Origin of the sequence: Enterococcus sp. DIV1089c (assembly GCF_050530965.1) — a bacterium.
GTDB classification, from domain to species: Bacteria; Bacillota; Bacilli; order Lactobacillales; family Enterococcaceae; genus Enterococcus_B; species Enterococcus_B hirae.
In genome coordinates this window covers 2,070,713-2,094,863 of record NZ_CP172888.1, presented here as the reverse complement: position 1 = coordinate 2,094,863, position 24,151 = coordinate 2,070,713, and the positions used below count along the sequence as shown (strand labels likewise).

At 37.3% G+C, this 24,151-nt stretch carries 19 protein-coding genes and 1 other annotated feature; of the genes, 16 read left to right on the top strand and 3 right to left on the bottom strand.

What is annotated here, in order from left to right; translation table 11 throughout:
* The first annotated feature begins 338 nt into the window (after positions 1-338).
* From IGL30_RS09890 to IGL30_RS09860, 7 genes are all read left to right on the top strand, one after another.
* Positions 339-470, top strand: a complete 132-nt coding sequence (locus tag IGL30_RS09890) for a hypothetical protein (RefSeq protein ID WP_317751756.1) — start codon at positions 339-341, stop codon at positions 468-470.
* 139 nt (positions 471-609) lie between these two features.
* Entirely contained in the window at positions 610-3,582 is a 2,973-nt protein-coding gene (locus tag IGL30_RS09885) for a hypothetical protein (RefSeq protein WP_430618212.1), read from the top strand.
* Positions 3,583-3,719: 137 nt separating this feature from the next.
* Positions 3,720-3,960 (top strand) — a binding site (T-box leader).
* Between the two features lie 47 nt (positions 3,961-4,007).
* Positions 4,008-6,653, top strand: coding sequence for a valine--tRNA ligase (locus IGL30_RS09880; protein ID WP_123875147.1), 2,646 nt, complete (start codon positions 4,008-4,010; stop codon positions 6,651-6,653).
* A gap of 215 nt (positions 6,654-6,868) precedes the next feature.
* Complete coding sequence (locus IGL30_RS09875; protein ID WP_088745437.1) at positions 6,869-8,182, top strand: bifunctional folylpolyglutamate synthase/dihydrofolate synthase; 1,314 nt, start codon at positions 6,869-6,871, stop codon at positions 8,180-8,182.
* Positions 8,172-8,828 (top strand): HAD family hydrolase, encoded by a 657-nt coding sequence (locus tag IGL30_RS09870; RefSeq protein ID WP_081128168.1) that lies wholly within the window; start codon positions 8,172-8,174, stop codon positions 8,826-8,828. The genes IGL30_RS09875 and IGL30_RS09870 overlap by 11 nt, the downstream gene beginning before the upstream one ends.
* 57 nt (positions 8,829-8,885) lie before the next feature.
* Positions 8,886-9,578 carry a RadC family protein gene (gene radC, locus IGL30_RS09865; RefSeq protein WP_088745436.1) on the top strand — a complete coding sequence of 231 codons (693 nt, stop codon included), beginning with the start codon at positions 8,886-8,888 and terminating at the stop codon, positions 9,576-9,578.
* A gap of 163 nt (positions 9,579-9,741) precedes the next feature.
* The gene (locus IGL30_RS09860; RefSeq protein WP_010718724.1) at positions 9,742-9,942 is read left to right on the top strand and encodes a cold-shock protein; all 201 of its coding nucleotides are present in this window, start codon (positions 9,742-9,744) and stop codon (positions 9,940-9,942) included.
* Between the two features lie 165 nt (positions 9,943-10,107).
* Here the strand turns inward: IGL30_RS09860 and rnjA are convergent, their stop codons facing one another.
* Both rnjA and IGL30_RS09850 read right to left on the bottom strand, forming a co-directional pair.
* Entirely contained in the window at positions 10,108-11,790 is a 1,683-nt protein-coding gene (rnjA, locus tag IGL30_RS09855; RefSeq protein WP_010718723.1) for a ribonuclease J1, read from the bottom strand.
* Position 11,791: 1 nt separating this feature from the next.
* The gene (locus IGL30_RS09850; RefSeq protein WP_010718722.1) at positions 11,792-12,004 is read right to left on the bottom strand and encodes a DNA-directed RNA polymerase subunit epsilon; all 213 of its coding nucleotides are present in this window, start codon (positions 12,002-12,004) and stop codon (positions 11,792-11,794) included.
* A 387-nt stretch (positions 12,005-12,391) separates the two neighbouring features.
* On the opposite strand from IGL30_RS09850, the gene efrA reads away from it, so the two are divergent.
* From efrA to IGL30_RS09830, 4 genes are all read left to right on the top strand, one after another.
* The gene (gene efrA / locus IGL30_RS09845) at positions 12,392-14,122 is read left to right on the top strand and encodes a multidrug efflux ABC transporter subunit EfrA (protein ID WP_010738063.1); all 1,731 of its coding nucleotides are present in this window, start codon (positions 12,392-12,394) and stop codon (positions 14,120-14,122) included.
* Positions 14,119-15,885: a multidrug efflux ABC transporter subunit EfrB gene (gene efrB, locus IGL30_RS09840; RefSeq protein WP_088745435.1), complete on the top strand. Its 1,767-nt coding sequence runs from the start codon at positions 14,119-14,121 to the stop codon at positions 15,883-15,885. Before efrA ends, efrB begins: the two co-directional genes overlap by 4 nt.
* Before the next feature lie 520 nt (positions 15,886-16,405).
* Positions 16,406-17,878, top strand: a complete 1,473-nt coding sequence (locus tag IGL30_RS09835) for a lectin-like domain-containing protein (protein ID WP_088745434.1) — start codon at positions 16,406-16,408, stop codon at positions 17,876-17,878.
* A gap of 549 nt (positions 17,879-18,427) precedes the next feature.
* A complete protein-coding gene (locus IGL30_RS09830) occupies positions 18,428-18,916 on the top strand; it encodes a gamma carbonic anhydrase family protein (protein WP_010718718.1) in 489 nt (162 codons plus the stop codon).
* Between the two features lie 86 nt (positions 18,917-19,002).
* Here IGL30_RS09830 and clpP read toward each other — a convergent pair whose 3' ends face one another.
* On the bottom strand, positions 19,003-19,596 hold the full coding sequence (gene clpP / locus IGL30_RS09825; protein ID WP_010718717.1) for an ATP-dependent Clp endopeptidase proteolytic subunit ClpP: 594 nt from the start codon (positions 19,594-19,596) through the stop codon (positions 19,003-19,005).
* Positions 19,597-19,774: 178 nt separating this feature from the next.
* Between clpP and IGL30_RS09820 the strand changes: the two genes are divergently transcribed.
* The 5 genes from IGL30_RS09820 (at position 19,775) to IGL30_RS09800 (ending at position 24,147) form a co-directional block, all read left to right on the top strand.
* Positions 19,775-20,302, top strand: coding sequence for a hypothetical protein (locus IGL30_RS09820; protein WP_010718716.1), 528 nt, complete (start codon positions 19,775-19,777; stop codon positions 20,300-20,302).
* A gap of 359 nt (positions 20,303-20,661) precedes the next feature.
* Positions 20,662-21,396, top strand: coding sequence for a glycerophosphodiester phosphodiesterase (locus IGL30_RS09815; protein WP_123875149.1), 735 nt, complete (start codon positions 20,662-20,664; stop codon positions 21,394-21,396).
* Between the two features lie 7 nt (positions 21,397-21,403).
* Positions 21,404-22,330, top strand: a complete 927-nt coding sequence (gene miaA / locus IGL30_RS09810; protein WP_053765741.1) for a tRNA (adenosine(37)-N6)-dimethylallyltransferase MiaA — start codon at positions 21,404-21,406, stop codon at positions 22,328-22,330.
* Positions 22,320-23,552 carry a GTPase HflX gene (gene hflX, locus IGL30_RS09805; protein ID WP_430618205.1) on the top strand — a complete coding sequence of 411 codons (1,233 nt, stop codon included), beginning with the start codon at positions 22,320-22,322 and terminating at the stop codon, positions 23,550-23,552. The genes miaA and hflX overlap by 11 nt, the downstream gene beginning before the upstream one ends.
* A 202-nt stretch (positions 23,553-23,754) precedes the next feature.
* A complete protein-coding gene (locus IGL30_RS09800) occupies positions 23,755-24,147 on the top strand; it encodes a MerR family transcriptional regulator (RefSeq protein ID WP_010718712.1) in 393 nt (130 codons plus the stop codon).
* Positions 24,148-24,151 lie beyond the last annotated feature (4 nt).

Here is a 24,151-nt window from a genome sequence, read left to right as displayed (position 1 = left end):
TCGTGTGCAGGGATTATAAAATAACTGGTTTTTTTGAAAGAAGAAACCTTTTTTTAGGAGTGAATGACAGTAATAAAGATGAATGCAATGGATAGAATCACTGTTGTAAGAAAAAAGTTAATCTGAAGGAGGCGGTTATGAAACAAGTTGGAGTAAAAAATACTAATGAAGTTTAAGATTTGATTGAATGTACATAAAAGGAACAATCCTTAATTCTTATGATTCAGGCTAGATATGAATGTCTAGCAAAACAGACAAGCCACGGATGCTATAACAAAAAAATGTAAAGGATGGTAAAAATGAATCAAGAGAAGGTAAAAAATACAATTCTTATGGAAATGGAACGGTTTTCGGACAAAACAAGTGAAGGATACCACCAAATGAAAGCAGTGCTGAATAAATTTCCTTACAAAATAACTGCAGATTATCAGCAATTACTGGATACATTAAGGGGGGGGGACGGCAATTAACAGATTTAAAACTCTTGATGAGCTGATAATGATGCTGAAACAAGAGAGAGTAATAACGAGAGAGATCGTGGAATCTTGTCTCTATTTTCAACAAAATTCTGATAATGTAATAAATCAGATTCATCTTTTTGATCTTCTAATGGTTCCAACTATAAATCTGAACAAACAGCTAAATTTATTAAAAAATTTAACAATAGATAGAAGTAAAAATTGTTCTCGTAATTTTTTGGATGATCATGAAAAAATAGATTTATTGAATCGTGAAACAAATCAACAAATAAAATCGACATGTATAGAATTACAATATGGCATGAACTCAGCTAAAGTCAAAGAGGATATTTTTGCTCGTACATTTGAAATATTAAACGAGGGCAGTGTAAACTATCAACAATTAGTCAATATGGAGCCAGCTTACGAAGAAGGATGTAGAGAAATCGTAATTGATGGATTTTTTGGAATGATGCCTGACCCTGCTGATAAGTATAAATGGTTTTTTGATTTTTTGAGAGAAGATAAAATAATTTCTATGCTTCTTCAAAGAAAGGATTTATCAGAAGCTGAAAAAAAAACATATATTTCTATAGCTACCAAGCATATTGATTCGCCACATATTGGTAAAAAAATATCGTATTTTGAAAGAACAAAGATAAAAGAAATTGACATAATTACAGAAAAAAGACTTCTTGAGCAAGAGCTCGTTTATTTGATTGCTAAAGAAGTAACCCCAGAGTTGGCGGTAAAGTATGATGAAATATTAAGAGGAAAAGAACAAGGAACTGTTGAGTTGATGACACAAATTCATGTTGAGGCTCAGTCCACATTAGTAAAAGAGTCTGTTAGGCAACATGTCAATACTTCCTTCAAAGAAACGGACCGTTTAGAATTTTATAAAAAAAGTATCATCGAAAAACTAAAAAAAGAAAATCGATCAGATTTAGGGGATCAATTAGAAGATTTATTGAATAGTGGGGCAAAAATAGACCGATTTGATAGATTCTATAGATTATTGAATTCCCCAGAGTCAAAAAAACAGTTATCCTATTTAGGGCGACTTGTTTTTGGTGAAAATCAATGGCACAAATTTGAAACAGTTCAGGCATTTAAAGAAGAATTAAAGGAAACAGAAGCAAAAAAAAATAGTTCCTTATCGGAAATGATGAAAAAAGATCTGAGTGAAATCGAAAATCAGCGACTCATGAATGGACTTCGATCAATTGATAATAAACTGGCGAACAATGACTATCTCAAGCAATTAAAACCCGAGCAGATCGCAACGATTATGCTTCAGTTAAAAGTTAATTACCCAAACTGGACGGAAAAAAACTTTGAACAAGTCAATAATCAATTAAGCACTTATTTAAATGAAGAGGATAAGATTCAAACAAACAAAATTTTGAATGAAAAAGAACTGATCCTAAAAATATCCGCAATAAGCATGGAAATGGGAGAAAAAGTACAAACTATAAAACATCCCCCTACTGATAAAATAAAAGATCTTGATATAATGGGTGAAGTTAGAAAAGATTTAGAAAAACAAAAAGTAGATTACCTTTTTCCTAAAATACTGGAAACGATTAATCATACACTAAATGAAGAAGGAATCGATTGTTCGAATCGTTCGGATAGAGAAAAAGCATTAAATCTATTACAAGATTATCAGACAAAAAAAGAACTACTTCCAAAAATCGAAGAAGCACTCCAGCAAAAAAAGGTGGGAGAGACTATATCAACAGTCATTTATTCTGTAATGAGTAGAGAATGGGGAAATTCAAGTGATGTAACTGATTTTAAAAAAAGGTTTGGGGATGACGGAGAAGGATTATTAAAGGAAATCAAGGACTTCTCAAAAGCCGAGGGCTTTCTCCAACCAATAAAAAAAGAACTTTCCTCGAGTAATATTGATTTTACTGAATCGGATGTCATCAATTGGACGAAAAAATGTTTATCGATGGATGAAGAAAAGCGAAAAAGAAAAACGCAAGTTGTCATAAATAAGATTGAGAAGATTTTATTGAAGGAAACAGATAAAGAAAAAGCCAGATCTAGCAGTGTGAATAAACAGTTTCTCATAGATTTAAATAATAAAAAAGAAGAAATAAAACAAGCAATGAAATATAGTGTGATTGAGGTGTGCAAATATAGAAATACTCAACTCAGTATAGAAGAACAATTTTCAAATATCCTTTATCAAGAAAAAGGCATACAACATTTTATACATACATATCCTAATTTAAAAAGTATCATTGACGAGTGTACCAAACAGATTTCCTTAGTTTCTGTTAACCTTAAAAAATTGGGTTGTAACGATGTTAAGAGAAACGATAATACAAGTTTTAATAACATTCATAAGTTAATGTTGCCATTCGACAAAGAGTGGTGGGCAAAGGAAGCGGATCAATTGAAACAGCTTATAACGACACAGGTAAGTAATAAAAATCCATTGGTGTCTGATGTGAATCAACAAGTTGTAAAATTATATGATGCAGATAACGATTGTTGTACACGGATTGTTTGGTCTTTTTTAGTAATTTCATCGGGAGAACAGAAAAAATCAAATTATAGAGCCATAGCAGAAAATCTTTATTACGAACCAGACCATTATCAGACTCGACAAAAGGCAAAATGGCTAATTGCTAGTTGCGAGAATTTATACTTACATATGCAAGAAACAGAGCAATCAAAAGAAATAAGCGTATTTGTTCAACCAACTCCAATGCCTCAGGGAACAAGTAATCAGTCTCTAATAAGTAATTCAGTAAAGGAACCAGAGAGAAAAAAGGAGCAACCTAAAGAAAAGTCTGCAGGTATTGAACCAACACCAATTCCCAAGGAAATCAGGAATCTCTCTCTGATAAGTAAGTCAACCCAAACGACTGATAGTCTCTCTCTAACAAATAAATCATCTCAAACGGCTAATAGTCTCTCTTTGACAAGTAATAAATCAACTCAAACGCCCAATAGTCACCCTGTAATAAAAATTCAAACACTAGAGGAGCGAATGAATCAGTCTACAAATAAGGCTAATAATCTAAATGAGATGAAGGAAGCAGGAAAAAATCAGCCTTCTGTAAGAAATTTAAAAAATTTCTTTGAACAGTTACGATCTGAATAAACAAACATTGTCAATACTGCTTATTGTTTAGTCAATTCTTTATAATAGGCGAATCATAAGCCTAAAGAGGTACTATTTAGGGAAATACGATTCTTACCGTCTTTTATTGACTTTAAAATTGAACCATTGTAAAATGAGGCATAACGTTGATCAAGAGGAGTAACTAGTTACAGCCTTTTAGAGAGAGAACGAGATGGTGGGACGTTCTTAGGAGAGACTAGTGAAGGTAGCTTGGGAGTTTTTATCTTGAACCCTTTATCGTGTACAGCAAACCGATAAAACCTAGAGATAAACGAGTCGTGATCGTTAACTCACATGAGAGGTAGTAGGAAACTGCTACAAATTAGGTGGTACCGCGTAAATCAATACGTCCTAAAATACGAAAGTATTTTAGGACTTTTTTTATTTTTAAGGAGGACATCAGTATGACGGAAGAAAAAAATCTATCAACAAAATACAATCCGCAAGAAGTTGAAGCTGGCCGTTATGAAAAATGGTTGGAACAAGATTTGTTCAAACCAAGTGGCGATCAGAAAGCAAAACCCTATTCAATCGTAATCCCCCCACCAAATGTTACAGGAAAACTTCACTTAGGACATGCCTGGGATACGACTTTACAAGACATGCTGATTCGTCAAAAACGGATGCAAGGCTTTGATACCTTGTGGTTACCTGGAATGGACCATGCAGGGATCGCTACACAGGCAAAAGTAGAAGAAAAGCTTCGTCAACAAGGAATTTCGCGTTATGACTTAGGACGTGAAAAATTTGTGGATCAAGTATGGGAATGGAAAGAAGAGTATGCAAGCCATATCCGTGAACAATGGGCAAAAATGGGCTTATCTCTCGATTATAGTCGTGAACGTTTTACACTAGATGATGGCTTGTCAGAAGCTGTTCGTAAAGTATTCGTGACACTTTATGAAAAAGGCTTGATTTACCGTGGTGAATACATTATTAACTGGGACCCGCAAGCACGCACTGCTTTATCGGATATCGAAGTGATCCACAAAGAGATTGAAGGTGCTTTCTACCACATGAGCTATGAACTGGCTGATGGTTCGGGTGTAGTGGAAATTGCAACGACTCGTCCAGAAACTATGCTAGGTGACACAGCGATTGCTGTACACCCAGAAGACGAGCGTTATCAAGCGTTGATCGGCAAAAAAGTAATTTTACCATTAGTAAATAAAGAAATTCCGATTATTGCAGATACGTATGTTGATATGGAATTTGGAACAGGCGTAGTGAAAATTACACCTGCGCATGATCCAAATGACTTTGAGGTAGGTAACCGTCATGATCTGCCACGTGTAAATGTGATGAACGAAAATGGAACGATGAATGACTTAGCTGGAAAATATGCAGGTATGGATCGTTTCGAAGCACGTAAAGCGATTGTCTCTGATTTGAAGGAAATCGGACGATTGATCAAAATTGAAAAAATGATCCATAATGTTGGGCATTCAGAACGTACGGGAGTAGTCATTGAACCACGCTTGTCCACACAATGGTTTGTTAAAATGGCTCCATTAGCTGAGAAAGCAATGAAAAATCAAAATACTGATGATGCAGTTGAATTTTTCCCACCACGTTTTAATCAAACATTTCTACGTTGGATGGAAAATGTTCACGATTGGGTTATCTCTCGTCAATTGTGGTGGGGACACCAAATCCCGGCTTGGTACCATAAAGAAACGGGTGAAATGTATGTAGGGATGGAAGCTCCAGAAAATAGTGAAGAGTGGGTACAAGATCCAGATGTATTAGACACTTGGTTTAGTTCAGCATTATGGCCTTTTTCAACGATGGGATGGCCAGATGAAAATAGTGCTGATTATCAACGCTATTTCCCAACAAGCACATTAGTAACTGGCTACGACATTATCTTCTTCTGGGTTAGTCGAATGATTTTCCAAAGCTTAGAATTTACAGATCGTCGTCCGTTTGAAAATGTTTTGATTCATGGGTTGATTCGGGACGAGCAAGGACGTAAGATGAGTAAATCTCTTGGAAACGGCATTGACCCAATGGAAGTGATTGAAAAATATGGCGCTGATGCCTTACGTTGGTTCTTATCAAACGGTTCAGCACCTGGTCAAGATGTCCGTTTCAGCTATGAAAAAATGGATGCAGCTTGGAATTTCATTAATAAAATTTGGAATGCTTCACGTTTTGTTATTATGAACAGTGAAGGCATGACAGTTGAAGATATTACGCTAACTGGCGAGAAAACTGTGGCAGACCGCTGGATCTTGACACGTCTAAATGAAACGATCGCTAAGGTTACTGAACTCTTTGATCATTTTGAATTTGGGGAAGCTGGGCGTCAGTTGTATAACTTTATTTGGGATGATTTTTGTGACTGGTATATCGAGATGAGTAAAGAAGTCTTGTATGGTGATGATGCTGTCTCAAAACAAACAACACAAAGTATTTTGGTGCATACGTTAGATCAAATTTTGCGTCTATTGCATCCAATTATGCCATTTGTTACTGAAGAAATTTGGCAACACATCCCACATCAAGGTACTTCTTTAGTAGTTGCTGATTATCCGGTGGTTCATCCGGAATTTAATGATGAAACAGCTTCAAAAGGGATGGAAGTACTCAAAGAACTAATTCGTTCCGTACGTAATATTCGTTCTGAAGTGAATACACCATTATCAAAACCAATTACATTAATGATTAAGATCAATGATCCGAAAATCGGTCAATTCTTAACAGAAAATACCAGCTATATCGAGCGTTTCTGTAATCCAGAAGAGCTAACGATCTCAAGTGAAATCGTTGCGCCTGATCTAGCAATGTCAGCTGTATTGACAGGGGCAGAAATTTTCTTACCATTAGCAGGTTTGATCAATATCGAAGAAGAAATCAAACGGTTAGAAAAAGAACTAGCGAAATGGACAGATGAAGTGAAACGAGTACAAGGAAAATTAGGCAATGAACGCTTTGTTGCCAACGCACCAGCAGAAGTGGTTGAAGCAGAGCGGGCAAAAGAAAAAGATTATTTGGACAAACAAGCAGCAGTTACAGAAAGAATCCGCAGCTTAAGAACCATCCAGTAATCTGACATTCGAACAATCGTACAAATGCAAAAGAGAGCGGAAAGTAGTTGAAAAACATTTCCGCTCTTTTTTTAAGTAAAAAGCAAGACGTCAGCACAAATAAGTAGAATCAGAATTGGCTATTCAGTATCTCTTCTTCTTTTACATATACTACGTCTTTTTCTGTGTTTCCGCTTGCTTTTTGCTATAATAAATATGGAATGGGGGAAACGTTGATGAAAATAGAAGAAGCAATCGCCTGGATCCATAGCCGCTTGCCATTTGGCTCTCGTCCGGGACTAGATCGAGTGGAGGCATTATTAGAGATAGTCGGGCATCCAGAAAAACAGGTGAAAACGATTCATATCGCAGGAACCAACGGAAAAGGTTCGACGGTTACGTATCTGAGATGTCTACTAGAAGAAGCAGGTCTGACAGTGGGGACATTTACTTCTCCGTATATTGAATCTTTTAATGAACGAATCTCGATCAATGGACAAGAAATTCCAGATCAAGACTTAATCAAGCTTGTACAAAAATACCGACCACTTGTTGAACATTTGGATCGATTTGAAGCAGTTGCCGGAATCACTGAGTTTGAAACGCTGACAGCAATGGCATTTGATTATTTTTTGTGTCAAAAAGTCGACGTTGCTATTATTGAAGTTGGGTTAGGCGGTTTACTAGACTCAACAAATGTTGCCGTACCATTACTTACAGGAATCACCACGATTGGCTTGGATCATACGGATATTTTAGGAGAAACAATTGAAGAAATCGCTGCCCAAAAAGCAGGAATAATCAAGCAAGGGGTGCCTGTCGTTACGGGAAATATCGAAGAAAGAGCTTTAGAAGTAATCAAAAAACAGGCTAGACTAAGAAATGCCCCCCTTCATATTTTTGGCGAAAACTATCAAGTTACTTATCAACATCCAGCTGAGCGATGGGGAGAAGTATTTTCATTTCATAATGAGCATGGAAAAATGACCTCGCTTACGATTGGCATGATTGGACAACATCAGACAGAAAATGCTGGTATGGCAATTGAACTATACCAAGTTTACTGCAAGATGACAGGTATACCATTTAGTGAAAAAGAAATTCGCAAAGGGCTGAAAAAAGCGCACTGGCCTGGACGAATGGAAAAATTAAGTGAAGAACCTTTTGTTATTTTAGATGGCGCTCATAATACACATGCAGTCAGCCGTTTGGTTCAAAATTTGAAGAAAGAGTTCAAAGATTATCGGATCAATATTTTATTTTCTGCACTAAGTACAAAAGATGTAGAAGCAATGCTAACCCAATTAAAAGCAGTTCCTAATGCGCATTTGTATTTAACGACGTTTGAACACCCGAAAGCATTGGATTTAAGCAACGTGACTGATCTTGTAGATGAAACAGTTTCAATTGTTTCATTATGGCAATTTGGTTTAGCTGAAATATTAGAAAAAATGACCAATGAAGATGTCTTAGTGGTTACAGGTTCTCTTTACTTTATTTCTGAAGTACGAACACTATTGTTACAGTTAGGAGGAAAAAATGAATTATAAAGCTGTCATTTTTGACATGGACGGGTTACTCTTCGACACAGAAATCGTCTACTATGAAGCCTCGCAAATGGTTGCTGATCAAATGGGCTTTCCTTACGACAAAGAATTGTATTTGAAATATCTAGGTGTATCAGATGAAGAGGTTTGGGCAAATTATCATCAGATCTTTGCAAGTTTTGGGGAAAATAATGTCCAAAAATTCATTAATGATGCTTATGAAGAAACGATCAGACGGTTTTCCTTAGGTGCAGTGCAATTAAAACCAGGAGTAATCGAATTACTGGACTTTTTAGAAGAACACCGAATACCTAAAGTTGTCGCTTCTAGTAACCAACGTCATATTATTGAGCTATTATTGGAAAAGAACCAACTGACAAACTATTTTGAAACGATTGTTTCAGCAGAAAATGTCAAACGTGCTAAACCTGATCCAGAAATCTTTTTGCTTGCCCATGAATATCTAGGAACGAAAAAACAAGAAACATTGGTTCTGGAAGATTCTAAAAACGGGATACTTGCAGCAGCAAGTGCGGAGATCCCAGTGATTATGATTCCAGATTTGTTGGCTCCTTCAGAAGACTTGCAACAAAAAACGTTAGCAGTTTTATCTTCTCTACACGAAGTACCAGGATATCTAAAAAAATAAAAATAGCTCCCCCCTTTTTTCGTATCTTATTAGTGAGAAGAAGAAAGGGGGGATTTTATGGAAAAAAATTTGCTGGATGCTGTGCCAGCAACCTCACTTCCAAGGGAGCGAATGTTGCTTTACGGAGAGAAAGCACTCTCTGATCAAGAATTACTTGCTATTTTATTACGCACGGGACAGCATCCCTATAATGTCTTGGAACTAGCAGGTAATTTGTTGAAAACATTTGGTGGACTTGCACTGTTAAGACAGGCAACGCTGACGGAGCTGGAAAAAATACGAGGAATTGGTCAGATTAAGGCTCTTGAAATCAAAGCACTGATCGAGCTAGGAAAAAGAATCCAAACACAGCATGTAGCGGTACAACCCACGATCCATGCCAGCTATGAATTAGCGCATCAATTAATCATAGAATTAAAGGATCACAAACAAGAACATTTGATTTGTATTTATTTGGATACTAAGAATCAAGTATTGTTGAAAAAAACGCTATTTATTGGTTCCCTGGATCAAACGATCGCACATCCAAGAGAAGTGTTCCATTATGCTGTTCGATATTCTGCAGCGAGAATTATTTTAGTTCATAATCATCCCTCGGGGAATGTTCTTCCATCTAAACAAGACTTGCTTTTTACTAAAAGAGTTCAAAAATGTGGGGAGATGATGGGAATCGATGTCTTAGATCATTTGATCATTGGATGCAAACAGTATTTTAGTCTGAGAGAGGAGGGATTGATGGAAGAGGAATAAATTGAATAAGTGGAAGTAGCTTTCTTGCAAAAAAAAAGAACCAAGTGTACAATTATATTGTAATTTTGTTTGGGAATAGAAGTTGAAACATCTGTTGCACCTCTATCGTACGCGAGCAATGTTACAATCAATTAAGTGCTTAGGCACGAGGAGGGTATTATTAATGGAAAACGGAACAGTTAAATGGTTCAACGCTGAAAAAGGATTTGGTTTTATTTCACGTGAAGACGGAAGCGATGTTTTTGTTCACTTTTCAGCTATCCAAGGTGACGGATTCAAAACTTTAGAAGAAGGTCAAGCAGTGACTTTTGATGTTGAAGAATCAGATCGTGGCCCACAAGCTGCTAATGTTGAAAAAGCTTAAGTAGAGCGAGTAAACTAAATAAGTGTTGTTCACCTATTTAAACATGTTAAGAGCGTAAGTGATTACGCTCTTTTTTGTTACAAAAAAACTTATAATGGACAACTGCGCCGAACTTTACCCATCTATGTAGGTAGTCGGCGCATGCAGCCATTATAAGTTTTTCATTTATTTTTCTTCATCAGGTGTCATCACCATTGGAAGGATCATTGGATGTCTTTCTGTTCGTTCAAATAAGAAAGGTTGTAAAGCGCCTGTCATGGCTTCTTTCAGTTTATGTTCAGAGCAATCAGGAGCATTTAACACTTCACGCAATGCATGGAAAAGGATGCGTTGCGCCTCATTGATCATCTCACCTGATTCACGCATATAAACAAAGCCACGTGATAAAATATCAGGTCCCGCTAAAATTTCTTTCTTTTTGATGTCGACAGTAGCAACTGCCAGAACTAGTCCTTCTTCAGATAACAAATGACGGTCTCTCAAAACAACATTTCCAATGTCACCGATCCCGCTACCGTCGATATAGACGTCACCGGCAATAAAATGTCCGGCTGGACGAGCGGTTTCGCTAGTCAAAGCCAACACATCTCCATTTTCCATAATAAAGCAATTTTCAGCAGGTACACCAGTGTCTTGAGCAAGGGAAGCATGGATCTTCAACATTCTGAATTCTCCGTGGACTGGGACAAAGTATTTAGGCTTCATCAAACGAAGCATCAGCTTTTGTTCTTCTTGACCACCGTGTCCAGAAGTATGGATATTGTTGATTTTCCCATGAATGACTTCTGCACCAGCTTCAGATAATAAATTGATCAAATGGTTGACGCTGGTAGTATTCCCAGGAATTGGTGAGCTTGAGAAAATGACGGTATCATCTGGTTGAATCTGGATTTGGCGATGGGTACCATTAGCAATACGACTTAAAGCAGCCATCGGTTCACCTTGAGAACCAGTACATAAGATCATCGTTTCATTCGCAGGTAATCGATTGATTTCATGTGCATCAACGAAGGTTCCTTCTGGGACTTTGATATAGCCTAAACGTTGGCCGTTAACGATCGCATTTTCCATACTGCGTCCAAAAACAGCAATTTTTCTGCCGGTAGCAACCGCTGCATCTGCTGCTTGTTGTAGACGGAAAATGTTTGAAGCGAAGCTGGCAAAAATGATCCGACCTTCGATTTTCTCAAAAATCTTTAGGATCGAAAGACCAATCGTTTTTTCTGATTTTGTAAATGTTGGGATCTCAGCATTTGTACTGTCTGATAGCAAGCAGAGTACGCCTTCTTCACCGATCCGCGCCATTTTGTGCAGGTTAGCAGGTTCACCGACTGGGGTGAAATCAAATTTAAAGTCACCTGTTGCAACGATATTACCAGAAGGTGTTTTTACAACGACACCCAACGCATCAGGGATACTATGGGTTGTTCTAAAAAAGCTGACCGATGTTTTTCTGAAACGAATTACGGTATCTTCATTGATTTCATGCAATTGTGCATCTCTAAGCAATCCGTGTTCATCCAACTTATTGGTAATCAGTGCAAGCGCTAATGGCCCAGCATAAATAGGGATATTCGCTTGTTTCAACAAATAAGGAATGCCACCGATATGGTCTTCGTGTCCATGCGTGATCACCAGTGCTTTCACTTTGTGTATATTTTGAACGATATAGTTGTAGTCAGGAATTACGTAGTCAATCCCAAGCAGATCATCTTCTGGAAACTTGATTCCAGCATCAATGATAATAATCTCATCTTGGAATTGTACCCCATACGTGTTTTTCCCGATTTCACCTAATCCACCAATAGCAAAGACGCCTGTCTCATTATTTTTGATGGAAAGTTTCATTTTAAAACTCCACTAATGTGAATTCAGCATTTTCTTTTTCGTATTCTAGATGACTGCCTTCTAGAAGTTGAACGAATTCAATGTTGTATGGGGTATTTTCTTCCACTTGTTGACGTGCGTCAACATCACTATTTGCTTCAATGTAAAGTGATTTTGTTTCTTCCCGTTTAGGATTACGGATTTTTGATTCTTGATAATATACTTTGTAAATCATGTTTATGTCTCCTTTATCTGCATGTCGCAGTAATTTAGCTAGTTGATTTTTTAGACAACACAAAACGAGGGGTCAAGCCACCTGTTTTTTGATATGCTTTGATTAAAATGAGCGATTCTAATCAAAGAGACAAGCCTCGTTTTGCTTCTCTGTTCGGAAATTTTTTCAACCGTACCTTCTGTATGAATTCATACAATAGTTAATTGCTATTTTACCATAAAAAAGTGGATAAGTATAGAAATCAACAAGGTGGAAAGGAAAAATGTTTTTTATCATTTAAATGTAATAAAAAAAATTTTTGATGAGAGAGGTGTTCTATATACTATAGGAGTGTGCTATTATTTTTATTAATAGCTAAATTTATTCTAATTAAAAGGAGATGAGAGTTTGAAGTTGATGTGGCACTATACCATGCGCTATAAGAAATATTTGTTATTAAATTTCATCTGCGTATTTGGTTTTATTTTAATTGAGTTAGGCTTACCAACGATTTTAGCTCGTATGATTGATGTCGGGATTCGTAACAACGATTTTGGTTATGTAAAACAACAAGGGATCTTGATGGTCGTGATTACTGTGGTTGGGATCATTATGAATATTCTATTAGGCTATTTTGGTTCACGGATCACGACGAACATCGTTGCGGATATTCGTGACGATCTATTCAAGAAAATCCAGAGTTATTCTCACCAAGAATATGAAACATTAGGGGTTGCTTCGTTGATCACGCGTACGACGAACGACGCTTATCAAATTATGCTGTTCTTACAAAATATCTTACGGATCGGATTTATGACACCGATGATGTTTGTTGTCAGTCTTTATATGGTTATGCGGACCAGTGTTTCATTGAGTTATTATGTGATCGGAGCTCTACCGTTTTTACTACTTTCAGTGGTTGCGATTGCGAAATTTTCTGAACCGTTATCAAAAAAACAACAGAAAAATTTGGATAAGATCAATAGTATTTTACGTGAAAATCTTTCAGGATTACGTGTTATCCGGGCATTCGTTAATGAAAAATTTGAAGAAAAACGATTTGCGAAAGTTAATGATAACTATACAAAAAGCTCGAAAAGCTTGTTTCGTTTAATGGCTGTTGCACAGCCTGGATTCTACTTCCTGTTTAACATTGTAATGGTCTTGATTATTTGGAGCGGAGCGGTTCAAATCGATGCTGGTTCTCTTCAAGTGGGGGATCTGATTGCATTTATTGAATATATTTTCCATGCATTATTCTCCTTCATGCTGTTTGCAAGTGTCTTTATGATGTATCCACGGGCAGCTGTTTCAGCAGGGCGTATCCAAGAAGCATTAGATGCCTCACCGTCGATCAAAGAAGATCCAAATGGTGTATCTGAAACAAAAACCAAAGGATATATTGAGTTTAAGAATGTGACATTTGCTTACCCTGGACATTCACAAGAACCCGTGATCCGTAATGTGAGTTTTACTGCTTCGCCAGGAGAGACAGTCGCATTCATCGGTAGTACAGGTAGCGGGAAGTCAACGTTGATTCAATTGATTCCTCGATTTTACGATGTAAGTGATGGGGAAATCCTTATTGATGGCGTAGATGTCAGGGACTATCGCTTGAGTAAATTAAGAGATAAAATTGGCTTTATTCCTCAAAAAGCATTGTTATTTACTGGGACGATCGCAGATAATTTAAGATATGGAAAAGAAGATGCTACGCAAGAGGAGATGGAGCGAGCAGCTGAAATCGCACAAGCAACGGACTTCATTTCGAAGAAAACGGATGGGTATGATGAACTTCTTTCCGAAGGTGGAGCTAATTTCTCTGGAGGACAAAAGCAGCGTTTAGCGATTGCCAGAGCTATTATTCGACGTCCGGAAATCTATATTTTTGATGACAGCTTCTCGGCACTTGATTATCAAACGGATGCAAAACTTCGGGCTCGCTTGAAAAAAGAAACGACCGAATCAACGGTGTTAATCGTGGCGCAGCGAGTGGGTACGATCATGCATGCTGATAAAATCATCGTCTTGAATGAGGGAGAAGTCGTAGGTATCGGGACACACCGTGAATTATTAGAAAACTGTCCAATCTATTATGATATCGCAGCTTCGCAATTATCGAAGGAGGAATTAGCATGAAACAAACATTATCTTCCTTAAAACGATTAGCTCGATACATCAAACCTTATCAGTTAACATTTTTCTTTGTGCTGTTGTTTACTGTTTTGACGGTGATTTTCAACGTTGCTTTACCCTACGTTGTCGGATTGCCAACTACTGAGATCAGTCACAATATTGCAAACAACGAAGCGATTAATTTTTCTTATATTTTCAATTGTTTGATTTGGATCACGATCGTGGGCGTTGGTTATTGTGTTTCGCAATTACTTTCAGGTGTTTTGATGACGAATGTCGTGCAAAGTGCAATGCAAGATTTGCGAAGAGATATTGAAGAAAAAATCAATCGATTGCCTGTTTCTTATTTTGATAAAAATCAACAAGGAAATATCTTATCTCGGGTGACGAATGACGTAGACGCAGTCAGTGGAGCGTTACAGCAAGCGTTTATCGGTGTGGTGAATGCTATTTTAGGGATCACACTGGCAGCAGCGATGATGTTTTATATCCAGCCATTGATGGCGTTGATCTCGATGATCATGATTCCTGCATCTATCTGGATTTCAAAACGTGTGATCAATGCTTCGCAAAAATATTTCCAAGAAATGCAAAATTCGTTAGGGGATTTAAATGGTTATGTCCAAGAAAATATGACTGGTTTTAGTGTGTTAAAAGTTTATGGACGTGAGAAAAAAACGTTTGAAGGATTCAAACAAGTCAATCATCGATTGAAACATTATGGATTTAGAGCAGCCTTTATATCTGGATTGATGATGCCCTTAGTTCAGTTGACCGCATATGCTACTTATATCGGTATGGCTGTATTGGGAAGTTTTTACGTCATTACGGGTGTCATCGTTGTGGGGCAATTACAAGCATTTATCCAATATATTTGGCAAATCAGCCAGCCAATGGGGAATATCACACAGTTATCTTCTGTATTGCAAAGTGCATCTGCGGCTACCAGACGTGTCTTTGAGATTTTAGATGAACCAGAAGAAAAAGAAAATAAAGTGGATGTCACTTTACCAGAAACAGTAGCAGGAAATGTTTCATTTGAACATGTTGATTTTGCTTATGACCCTAAAAAACCGTTGATTCAAGATTTGAACTTTGAAGTAAAAGCTGGTCAAACAGTTGCGGTAGTCGGACCAACCGGTGCAGGGAAAACCACTCTGATTAATTTATTGATGCGTTTTTATGATGTGAGTCATGGGGCAATAAAAATCGATGGTATTGATACTAAAACGATGAGTCGTAGTGATGTCCGCTCATTATTTGGGATGGTTCTTCAAGATGCTTGGCTCTATGAAGGGACAATCGCTGATAATATTCGTTTTGGTAAATTAGATGCGACGGATTATGAAGTCGTTGATGCAGCAAAAACAGCTAACGTTGATCATTTTATTCGGACAATGCCTGATGGGTACGAAATGGAAATCAACGCTGAAGGTGACAATGTTTCGTTAGGGCAAAAGCAATTATTGACTATTGCCAGAGCCGTGGTTTCTGATCCTAAAATCTTGATACTTGATGAAGCTACTAGTTCTGTCGATACTCGTTTAGAAGCATTGATCCAAAAAGCAATGGATCGTGTAATGGAAGGACGAACAAGTTTTGTTATTGCTCATCGCCTTTCAACGATTCGTGATGCGGATTTGATCTTAGTGATGGATCAAGGACAAATTATCGAAAAAGGAACGCATGAAGGGCTGTTAGCTCAAGGCGGATTCTATGAAAAACTGTACAATAGCCAATTTGCTGAAGATGTTGCTGATGCTTGATACCGATTAAAACAAGAGGTTGTGAAAGAAGCGGGTAGCTCCGATGACAATAAGAAAGAATTTTAGAATAGAGAGACTGAGGAAAAACTTTCCTCAGTCTCTTTTAGTATCTCTAAAAATCGAATAAACAGTGAGATAAAAGTAGCATCAAGAAATAAGAAGCACCAAGTAGGTAACGATCAACAGCAAAAAACGAGTGTTTATGCTTCTTGTTAGTTTTCAGAAATCCCTTCTTATTTATTAAAGCTAAACATTTTTGTCTCACCTCTTTTTTTATTTGTTGGACTACTATACAAAATAAAAATAATAGGATCTGAGCGTTACGATAATTTTGTAGTAGAAAAAAGATCAAGGGAGGCGAAATAGCATTCAAAAATGCTTCTACTACTGGATGCTTGCTAGTAAATGAATTTTACGCGTAATTGTTTACTAAAAGAATGAAAAGAGATGGTGAAATGCAGATAAAACGGAAAAGGATAGTGTATAAAAAATAACTATATAAATGGGAGTGTTATTTATTATGAACAAAAAGACCTTTTATAAAAAAGTATGTGCAGGAACTATTGGATTAATTGGGGTAAGTGTTGTTGGATTGTCAGTAAATGCAGAAACTAGTAATGTTTTAGTCAATAAAAATATTGCTATCTCCCAAAATGTGGATCAAAATAATTTTGATTTGAAAGACATCGTCGCATTTAATGGAAGTGCCGTCCAACTTGATTCCCATACAGCTCGTCTTACTCAATCGAAACAATTTCAAAAAGGAACAATATCTGGAATCGTCTCCCTTGATATGAACTATGATTTCTTGTTGGATATGGATGTCAATTTAGGTGATAATGTAAATGGTGCTGATGGGGTAGGTGTGGCTTTCCACCAAGGAGCAATTGGCGACATTGGAGCTAATGGTGGTGGTCTAGGTATCAGAGGCCTGAAAAAGGGAATTGGATTTGAATTGGATACCTATTCTAAAGCGCCAGATAGAGATGATGCGGATACTTCTTTCAACCATGCTCAAATGGTTGGTGCTCATGGAGGCTTTGTTTCAACAGATGCCAACAGCGGATTTTTAACCGCTTTAGCTCCTATGCAACAAATTAAATTCACGCCAAATACTTTTAAAAAATTAACGTTAAAATGGAATAGCAAGCAACAACTTATTACTGCAGATTATGATGGGCAACATTGGGAATTGAAAAATCCAAACATCGATAAATCAAAGAAATATACTTTTACGATTGGAGCTGCAACAGGAGAACACTTCAATACGCATACTGTCAGAATCAATCAATTTGCAGCAGTTTTTGAAAAACCAGAGTTACATGCAAATGATATTGAAATTTTGCACGATGAGTTATTTGATCCATTTGACAAACGAATCAATCTAAGTGCTTATGATCGTGTTGACGGAGACATCACAGACAAAATCAAAGTGGTAGAAAACAACGTTGACTCCTCTATTCCTGGAAAATACCAAGTCACTTATGAAGTGAAAAATAGTGTAAATGAAGTGGCTAGAAAAACGATTAATGTAACGGTGAAAATCAATGATAATTGGCCTGACGGACAAACTGCTGGATGGAAAATGTTCTCAGGAGATGACATTGAACTAGTGAAAGACCCTGTGAATGCTTTAGTTGGTGACTATACTTTCTTCGCTGATCAGCATGCTAGTGTATATAAAATCTTTAACGGTAGTGAAGCTTTAGAAGAAAATGCTACTTATCGGGTAACTGTTTATGTGAAACCAGTGGTCGATATGTTGAGTGACCATTATGTAAAAGTGGCATTGAAGGAAGATACTTCGTCTAAAGATAGTCGTGAACTCCTTAACACCACATTGATGAGAGATGGGGTTTTAGAAGAAAAAGGATACTATCGACTTACAACTACTTTTAAAGTAAATAAAGGAGAAACAAGCCCACTAATCAATGTGGAAAACTATAAAGCTGGCTATATCGGCTCAATTAATATTTCTAAAGTAAATGGATAAAATTTAGCTACCAGTTTAGATAGCATATAGATAAAAGGAAAGAGCTTGGAACACGAAAGATTGTTCTGAGCTCTTTAGTTGTGTAAAAACGAGAGGTTGAGACAAAAGTGTTCAGCATCAAGAAATAAGAAGGAATTTCCGAAAATTGACAAGAAACACAAAAACTCGTTTTTGATGTTGATTGTTACCTACTTGGTGATTCTCAAATTTTTGGTAAATTTCGGCAAATTTTCCGAAGATGCTACTTTTGTATCACCGTGAATCAGAGGTCGTGAAAACATCGGGTAGCTCTGATGACAATAAGAAAGAATTTTTTGAAACAGCTTCTCATGTTTTGAAAAAATTCAGGCTTATTGTTGAGGAGTTGCTTCTTGAACGCCGTTTATTCGTTTTTAGAGATACTAGAAGAGACTGAGACAACTTTTGTCTCAGTCCCTAGAGAGTAGGCGTGCTTGAAGGGACTATGAAATAATAGCTGCCAGTCTTTTTGAAGGAGAAATCCATCTTCTGCTATAATTGGAAATAAGCCAAAAAAGGAGATGTGTAAAAATGAGTCAAAAATTTATTGCACCGAATGCAACTGTTGTTGGCGATGTAGAGCTCGCAGAATCGGTCACAGTTTGGTATCAAGCGGTGATTCGTGGGGATAGCAATACGGTTAAAGTTGGAGCAAGAACGAATATTCAAGATGGTACTGTTATTCATGTGGACCATGATGCACCAGTTGAAATTGCTGAAAATGTAACGGTAGGACATCAATGTATGCTTCATGGTTGCACCATCGAAAAGGGCGCGTTGATTGGTATGGGATCAACTATTTTGAACCATGCAGTGATCGGTGAAAATAGTTTGATTGGTGCTGGTTCTTTAGTGACCGAAGGCAAGGTCATTCCGCCCAACGTATTAGCGTTTGGTCGGCCAGCTAAAGTCATTCGTCCTTTAACGGAAGAAGAGATTGAAAAGAATCGCCAAAATATTCAACATTACGTTGAACTTGGAGAACAATATAACGAAGGAAAGTTTAAAGAACAGCATTGAAAAAACGAGCTTTCGTTCCAACTGAAAAAAGGACGATGAGCCGCTCAATCGAGCAGTCCCATCGTCCTTTTAGTTTACAAATGATATTAGTTTAATCCAGCACTGTTTTCCATCACTTCATCAATCAAACCGTATGCTTTTGCTTGTTCAGCAGTCATGTAATTATCACGGTCGGTATCTTTTTCGATCACTTCAAGAGGTTGACCAGTACGTTCTGCTAAAATTTTGTTCAAGCGTTCTCGTGTTTGTAAAATGTGACGAGCTGCGATTTCGATTTCTGTCGCTTGACCTTGTGCGCCGCCAAGTGGTTGATGGATCATGATTTCAGCATTTGGTAAAGCAAAACGTTTGCCTTTTTTACCTGCTGTCAGTAAGAAACTACCCATAGAAGCAGCCATACCCATCACAATGGTTTGGACATCTGCTTTAACAAAATTCATCGTATCATAAATCGCCATTCCAGCAGTAACAGAACCGCCAGGAGAGTTGATATAAAGATAAATGTCTTTTTCAGAATCTTGTGCATCTAGGAAAAGCAATTGGGCAATGATCGAGTTTGCAAGATCATCTGTCACTTGACCACTTAACATGATAATGCGGTCTTTTAATAAGCGTGAATAAATATCATAAGCTCGTTCGCCACGAGAGGATTGTTCAATAACTGTAGGGATTAAATTCATAATTTGGTTCCTCCTTAAGTTCTTTACAAATAGTGTAACACAAATTCATTTCTTCTACCTAAAAAGTAGTATACATTCTTGGTCAATAAAGGTCAAATAAAAAAATTTTAGAAAATAGTCTGTGCTTGCACGTTTATGTTATGATGAAATAGAAGAATACAGCAAGGAGGAACACTAATTGGTAGTTGGCATCGTAGGCTTAATTGGCGTTTTATTAGGAGCTATTTTAGTATATATCGGGATGGTTGTTCAGATGCGCCATCTTGAAAACAAAGAGCAACGAAGACGGGAGTTAGAATTAAAAGTCAAAGAGATTGAGACTTTGAATCAACTAAATAAAAAAATCAATGAAATCTTGCAAAAAAGAGCAACACTGTTAGATGAATATGTCAGCTTTGATGCATTTGATGATTGTTATATCACTATTGATGATTTTGCTTATTTACAGTCATTTGCTGCACAAAATAATTTTTATCTTCCAAATTACATCTTAGAGGAGTTGTTTAAAAACATTGCGCACCGTAAAGTCGTTCTTTCTCCTGACGAAACGATGAAAATAGGCGGTTATGCTTATAAAGGTGGACGTGTGATCTTAGAAAACTTCACGGATAACCTGACGGAAATGATCAATGAAAAAAAAGCGCAATTAAAAAGTGTCACGCGACAACCCATTGGCTTTTTCTCAAATGATAATGTGTGGAGCTAATTGTTTTTTGAGTTGAGATCGAAGAGGATCAAAAAACTTTTATAATTTGTAAAGGCAAGGTTGTGACAGAATTGTCTAGCTTTTAGAAATAAGCCGAAGAATCCAAAAGTAGTTCCTTATATTTTTGGTTTTTTCGGCTTATTTTCGATAGAGGGAACACTATGAATGAGAGAGGACTTTTTTATAGCTTTTCATATTTTAGAAAATCATCGCTTATTGCTGAGGAGTTCTTTATTGAATACCGTTTACTCATTTTTTAGAATGACAAGTCAACCTCATTCTTAGACATTCGAAGTATTACGACTTTTTCACAGCCTTTTTCCTATGGTACAATCAAAGAGACTGAAAGTGGTGATGAAATGGTTCAGATTTTTGCGCATCGTGGAAGTAGTGATACCCATCCAGAGAATACATTGCCTGCGTTTGCCGAAGCGGTTCGAATAGGTGCAGATGGGATTGAACTAGATGTTCATTTGACGAAAGATGAGCAGATCGTGGTGATTCATGATGAGGAAGTGGATCGGACGACGGATGGCAAAGGATTGGTACGGGAAAAAACATTAGCAGAGATAAAAAAGTTGAATGCAGGAAAGTGGTTCAATACAGAGTTTCAGGCAACAAAAGTGCCAACTTTGAAAGAGGTCTTGCATCTTTTTTGGGAAATGAATTATCGTGGAACGGTAATGATCGAGATCAAAACAGATAAATATGAGTATGCTGGCATCGAAGAAAAAGTAGTTCAACAATTAAAAGCAGTGGAATGGCCTTTTCGACATGCGTACTGCAGTTTTAACTTTCATACATTGGAACGAGTAGTAAAAATTGATCCTCAGGCACATCTGGATCTTCTTTTAAGTACGTCACAAAAGAAAGTACAGTTAGCTGAAGATACTCCTTGGATAGAAGGGATTCATCCTAGAGGTGACTGGTACTTGGAGCATTTGCCATCCATGGAGATATTCCCCAAATCGATCAGATGCTGGACCATCAACGACGACCAGCAGATGACACGATGTTTCGATCAACAACTAGATGCAATAATCACAGACTTTCCCCAAAAAGCATTTTGGATAAAACAAACAATGAAAAAGTAGGATGATAATGGAAAAAGTATTAGTAATCGTTGGACCTACAGCGGTAGGGAAAACAGCGCTTAGCGTGGAATTGGCTAAAAAATTTAACGGTGAAATTATTAGTGGAGATTCACTGCAAGTTTACAAGAAATTAGATATCGGAACAGCTAAAATAAAGACGTCAGAAATGGAAGGTATTCCCCATCATTTGATTGATGTCATCGAACCGAATGAAACTTATTCCGTAGCAGATTTTCAAAAAGCTGGACGAAAATTGATCACAGAAATCACAGAACGTGGTCGTTTGCCGATGATCGTTGGCGGAACAGGGTTGTATATTCAATCTTTACTTTATGATTTTCAATTGGGTGCAAAAGAGGAAAGCGTCACAGCGGTACGAAAAAAATATGAAGAATTAGCTGAAACACTCAGTAAAAAAGAACTTTGGGAGTATTTGAAAACAAAAGATCCGCTAGCAGCGGAAAAAATTCATTGGAACAACCAACGAAAAGTGATTCGAGCTTTAGAAGTATTTGAAGTGACTGGCTACAGTATCACAACACCGCAAGAGGAACCCGCACGTCTTTATGATTATTGTATGATTGGTCTTAATACCGAGAGAGCCTTGTTATACCAGCGCATCAATCAACGTGTAGATAGTATGTTAGAGGAAGGCTTATTAGAAGAAGCACGTTTTGTGTATGAACTTGGTGAAGTCCAAGCGAGTCAAGGTATTGGATACAAAGAATTTTATCCGTATTTTAAGGGAGAAGAATCTTTAGAAAACGTTGTGGAGCAGTTGAAGATGAACTCGAGACGGTATGCAAAGCGACAATTAACATGGTTTCGTAATCGTCTTGATGCACATTGGTTTGACTTATTAGCAGAGTCCAGTAGTATGGAGCAAATTGATCAATTGATCAGAACGTGGTTGGAGGAAAAAGATGACAAATAAAAAAGAAAAAGTGATCATCGTAGGCGTTGAGACAGAACAGAATCAACGATACTTCACAGAGTCGATGGCAGAATTAAGCAAGCTGACCAATACAGCTTCTGGGGAAGTTGTATTTACATTGACGCAAAAACGACCGCAAGTCGATCGTCAAACCATTATCGGTAAAGGTAAATTACAAGAATTGATCCAACAAGCGGATGCTCATGAAGCGGATCTGATTATCTTTAACCATGAAATGACCCCTCGGCAGAGTCAGCTAGTCTCAGAAGCAGTAGGAATCCCTATCATTGACCGAGTCCAGTTGATTTTAGATATTTTTGCCATGAGAGCCCGTTCGAAAGAAGGAAAGTTGCAAGTAGAGCTAGCTCAATTAGAATACCTTTTACCACGCTTAGCTGGACAAGGAAAGTCATTGTCTCGATTAGGTGGTGGAATCGGAACGAGAGGACCTGGGGAAACCAAGTTGGAAACGGATCGACGTCATATCCGTAATAAAATATTAGGGGTAAAACGTGAGTTGAAGGCTGTAGAAGCGCATCGAGCGAGAAACCGCCAAAAAAGACAGTCTAGTGAAATCTTTCAAATTGGTTTGATTGGGTATACCAATGCGGGGAAGTCAACCATTCTTAATTTGCTTACGCAAGCGGATACGTATTCTAAAGATCAGTTATTTGCTACTTTGGATCCCTTAACAAAGAAATGGCGATTTGCAGAAGGATTTGAGATTACTGTTACTGATACGGTTGGATTTATTCAAGATCTTCCGACACAATTAATTGATGCGTTCCATTCAACATTGGAAGAAAGTCAATCCATGGATCTATTGTTACATGTAGTTGATGCAAGTTCGCCAGATCGTATTTTGCAGGAGCAGACTGTATTACAGTTGATGGCGGAACTAAAGATGGAAGAGATGCCTGTATTAACAGTCTATAACAAAGCGGATCAAATTGATCCAGCCTTATTTACTCCCTCACTCTTTCCGAATGTATTGATATCGGCGCAAAGTACCGATGGGAAAGAAAAGCTAGTACAAGCGATCAAACAGCAGTTGTTGGAATTGATGGGGCCATACACGCTCTTTGTACCCAGTCAGGATGGGCAAACGTTAAGTGCTTTACGAAGACAAACCCTCGTTTTGAAAGAGCATTTTGTAGAAGAAAAAAATGGATATGAAGTAAAAGGATTTGCAAAGTCAACTTCTAAATGGCTGAATAGTTAAATGGTCGTTGTCTCTTTCTTATCAGAGTGACCTATGTATTTTCTCTTTTTTTAAAAGTTAGAAAACTTGAGCAATGAATCGTTGCTCAAGTTTTTTTGTAAAAAAACCAACTCTCATGTTAGAAAACCTGACATAAGCGGTTGACAGTAGTTTTTTTGATTGGTATACTTTACCCAACTTGTTAAACGAAAGGGGACGTCTGATGGGAGAAAAGGAATTGCGCCGTTCAATGTCTGTATTTCCAATTGGTACAGTAATGAAACTGACTGATTTATCCGCACGACAAATTCGTTATTATGAAGAACAAGATTTTGTTCATCCTGAAAGAAGCGAAGGAAATCGTCGAATGTATTCATTAAACGATATTGACTTGTTGTTAGAGATCAAAGATTATCTTTCTGATGGATTAAATATGGCTGGTATCAAACGAGTTTACGAAATGGCTCAAGCCAAAAAACAGGAAGAAAAGAGCAAAAAACCGCTAACTGATCATGACGTTCGACAAATTTTTCGTGATGAGATATTGGCGCAAGGTGGGCTAAGTAAAACTGGGCATTATCAGTCGCAAGGAATGCAACGACAATTCTTTGACTGAATAA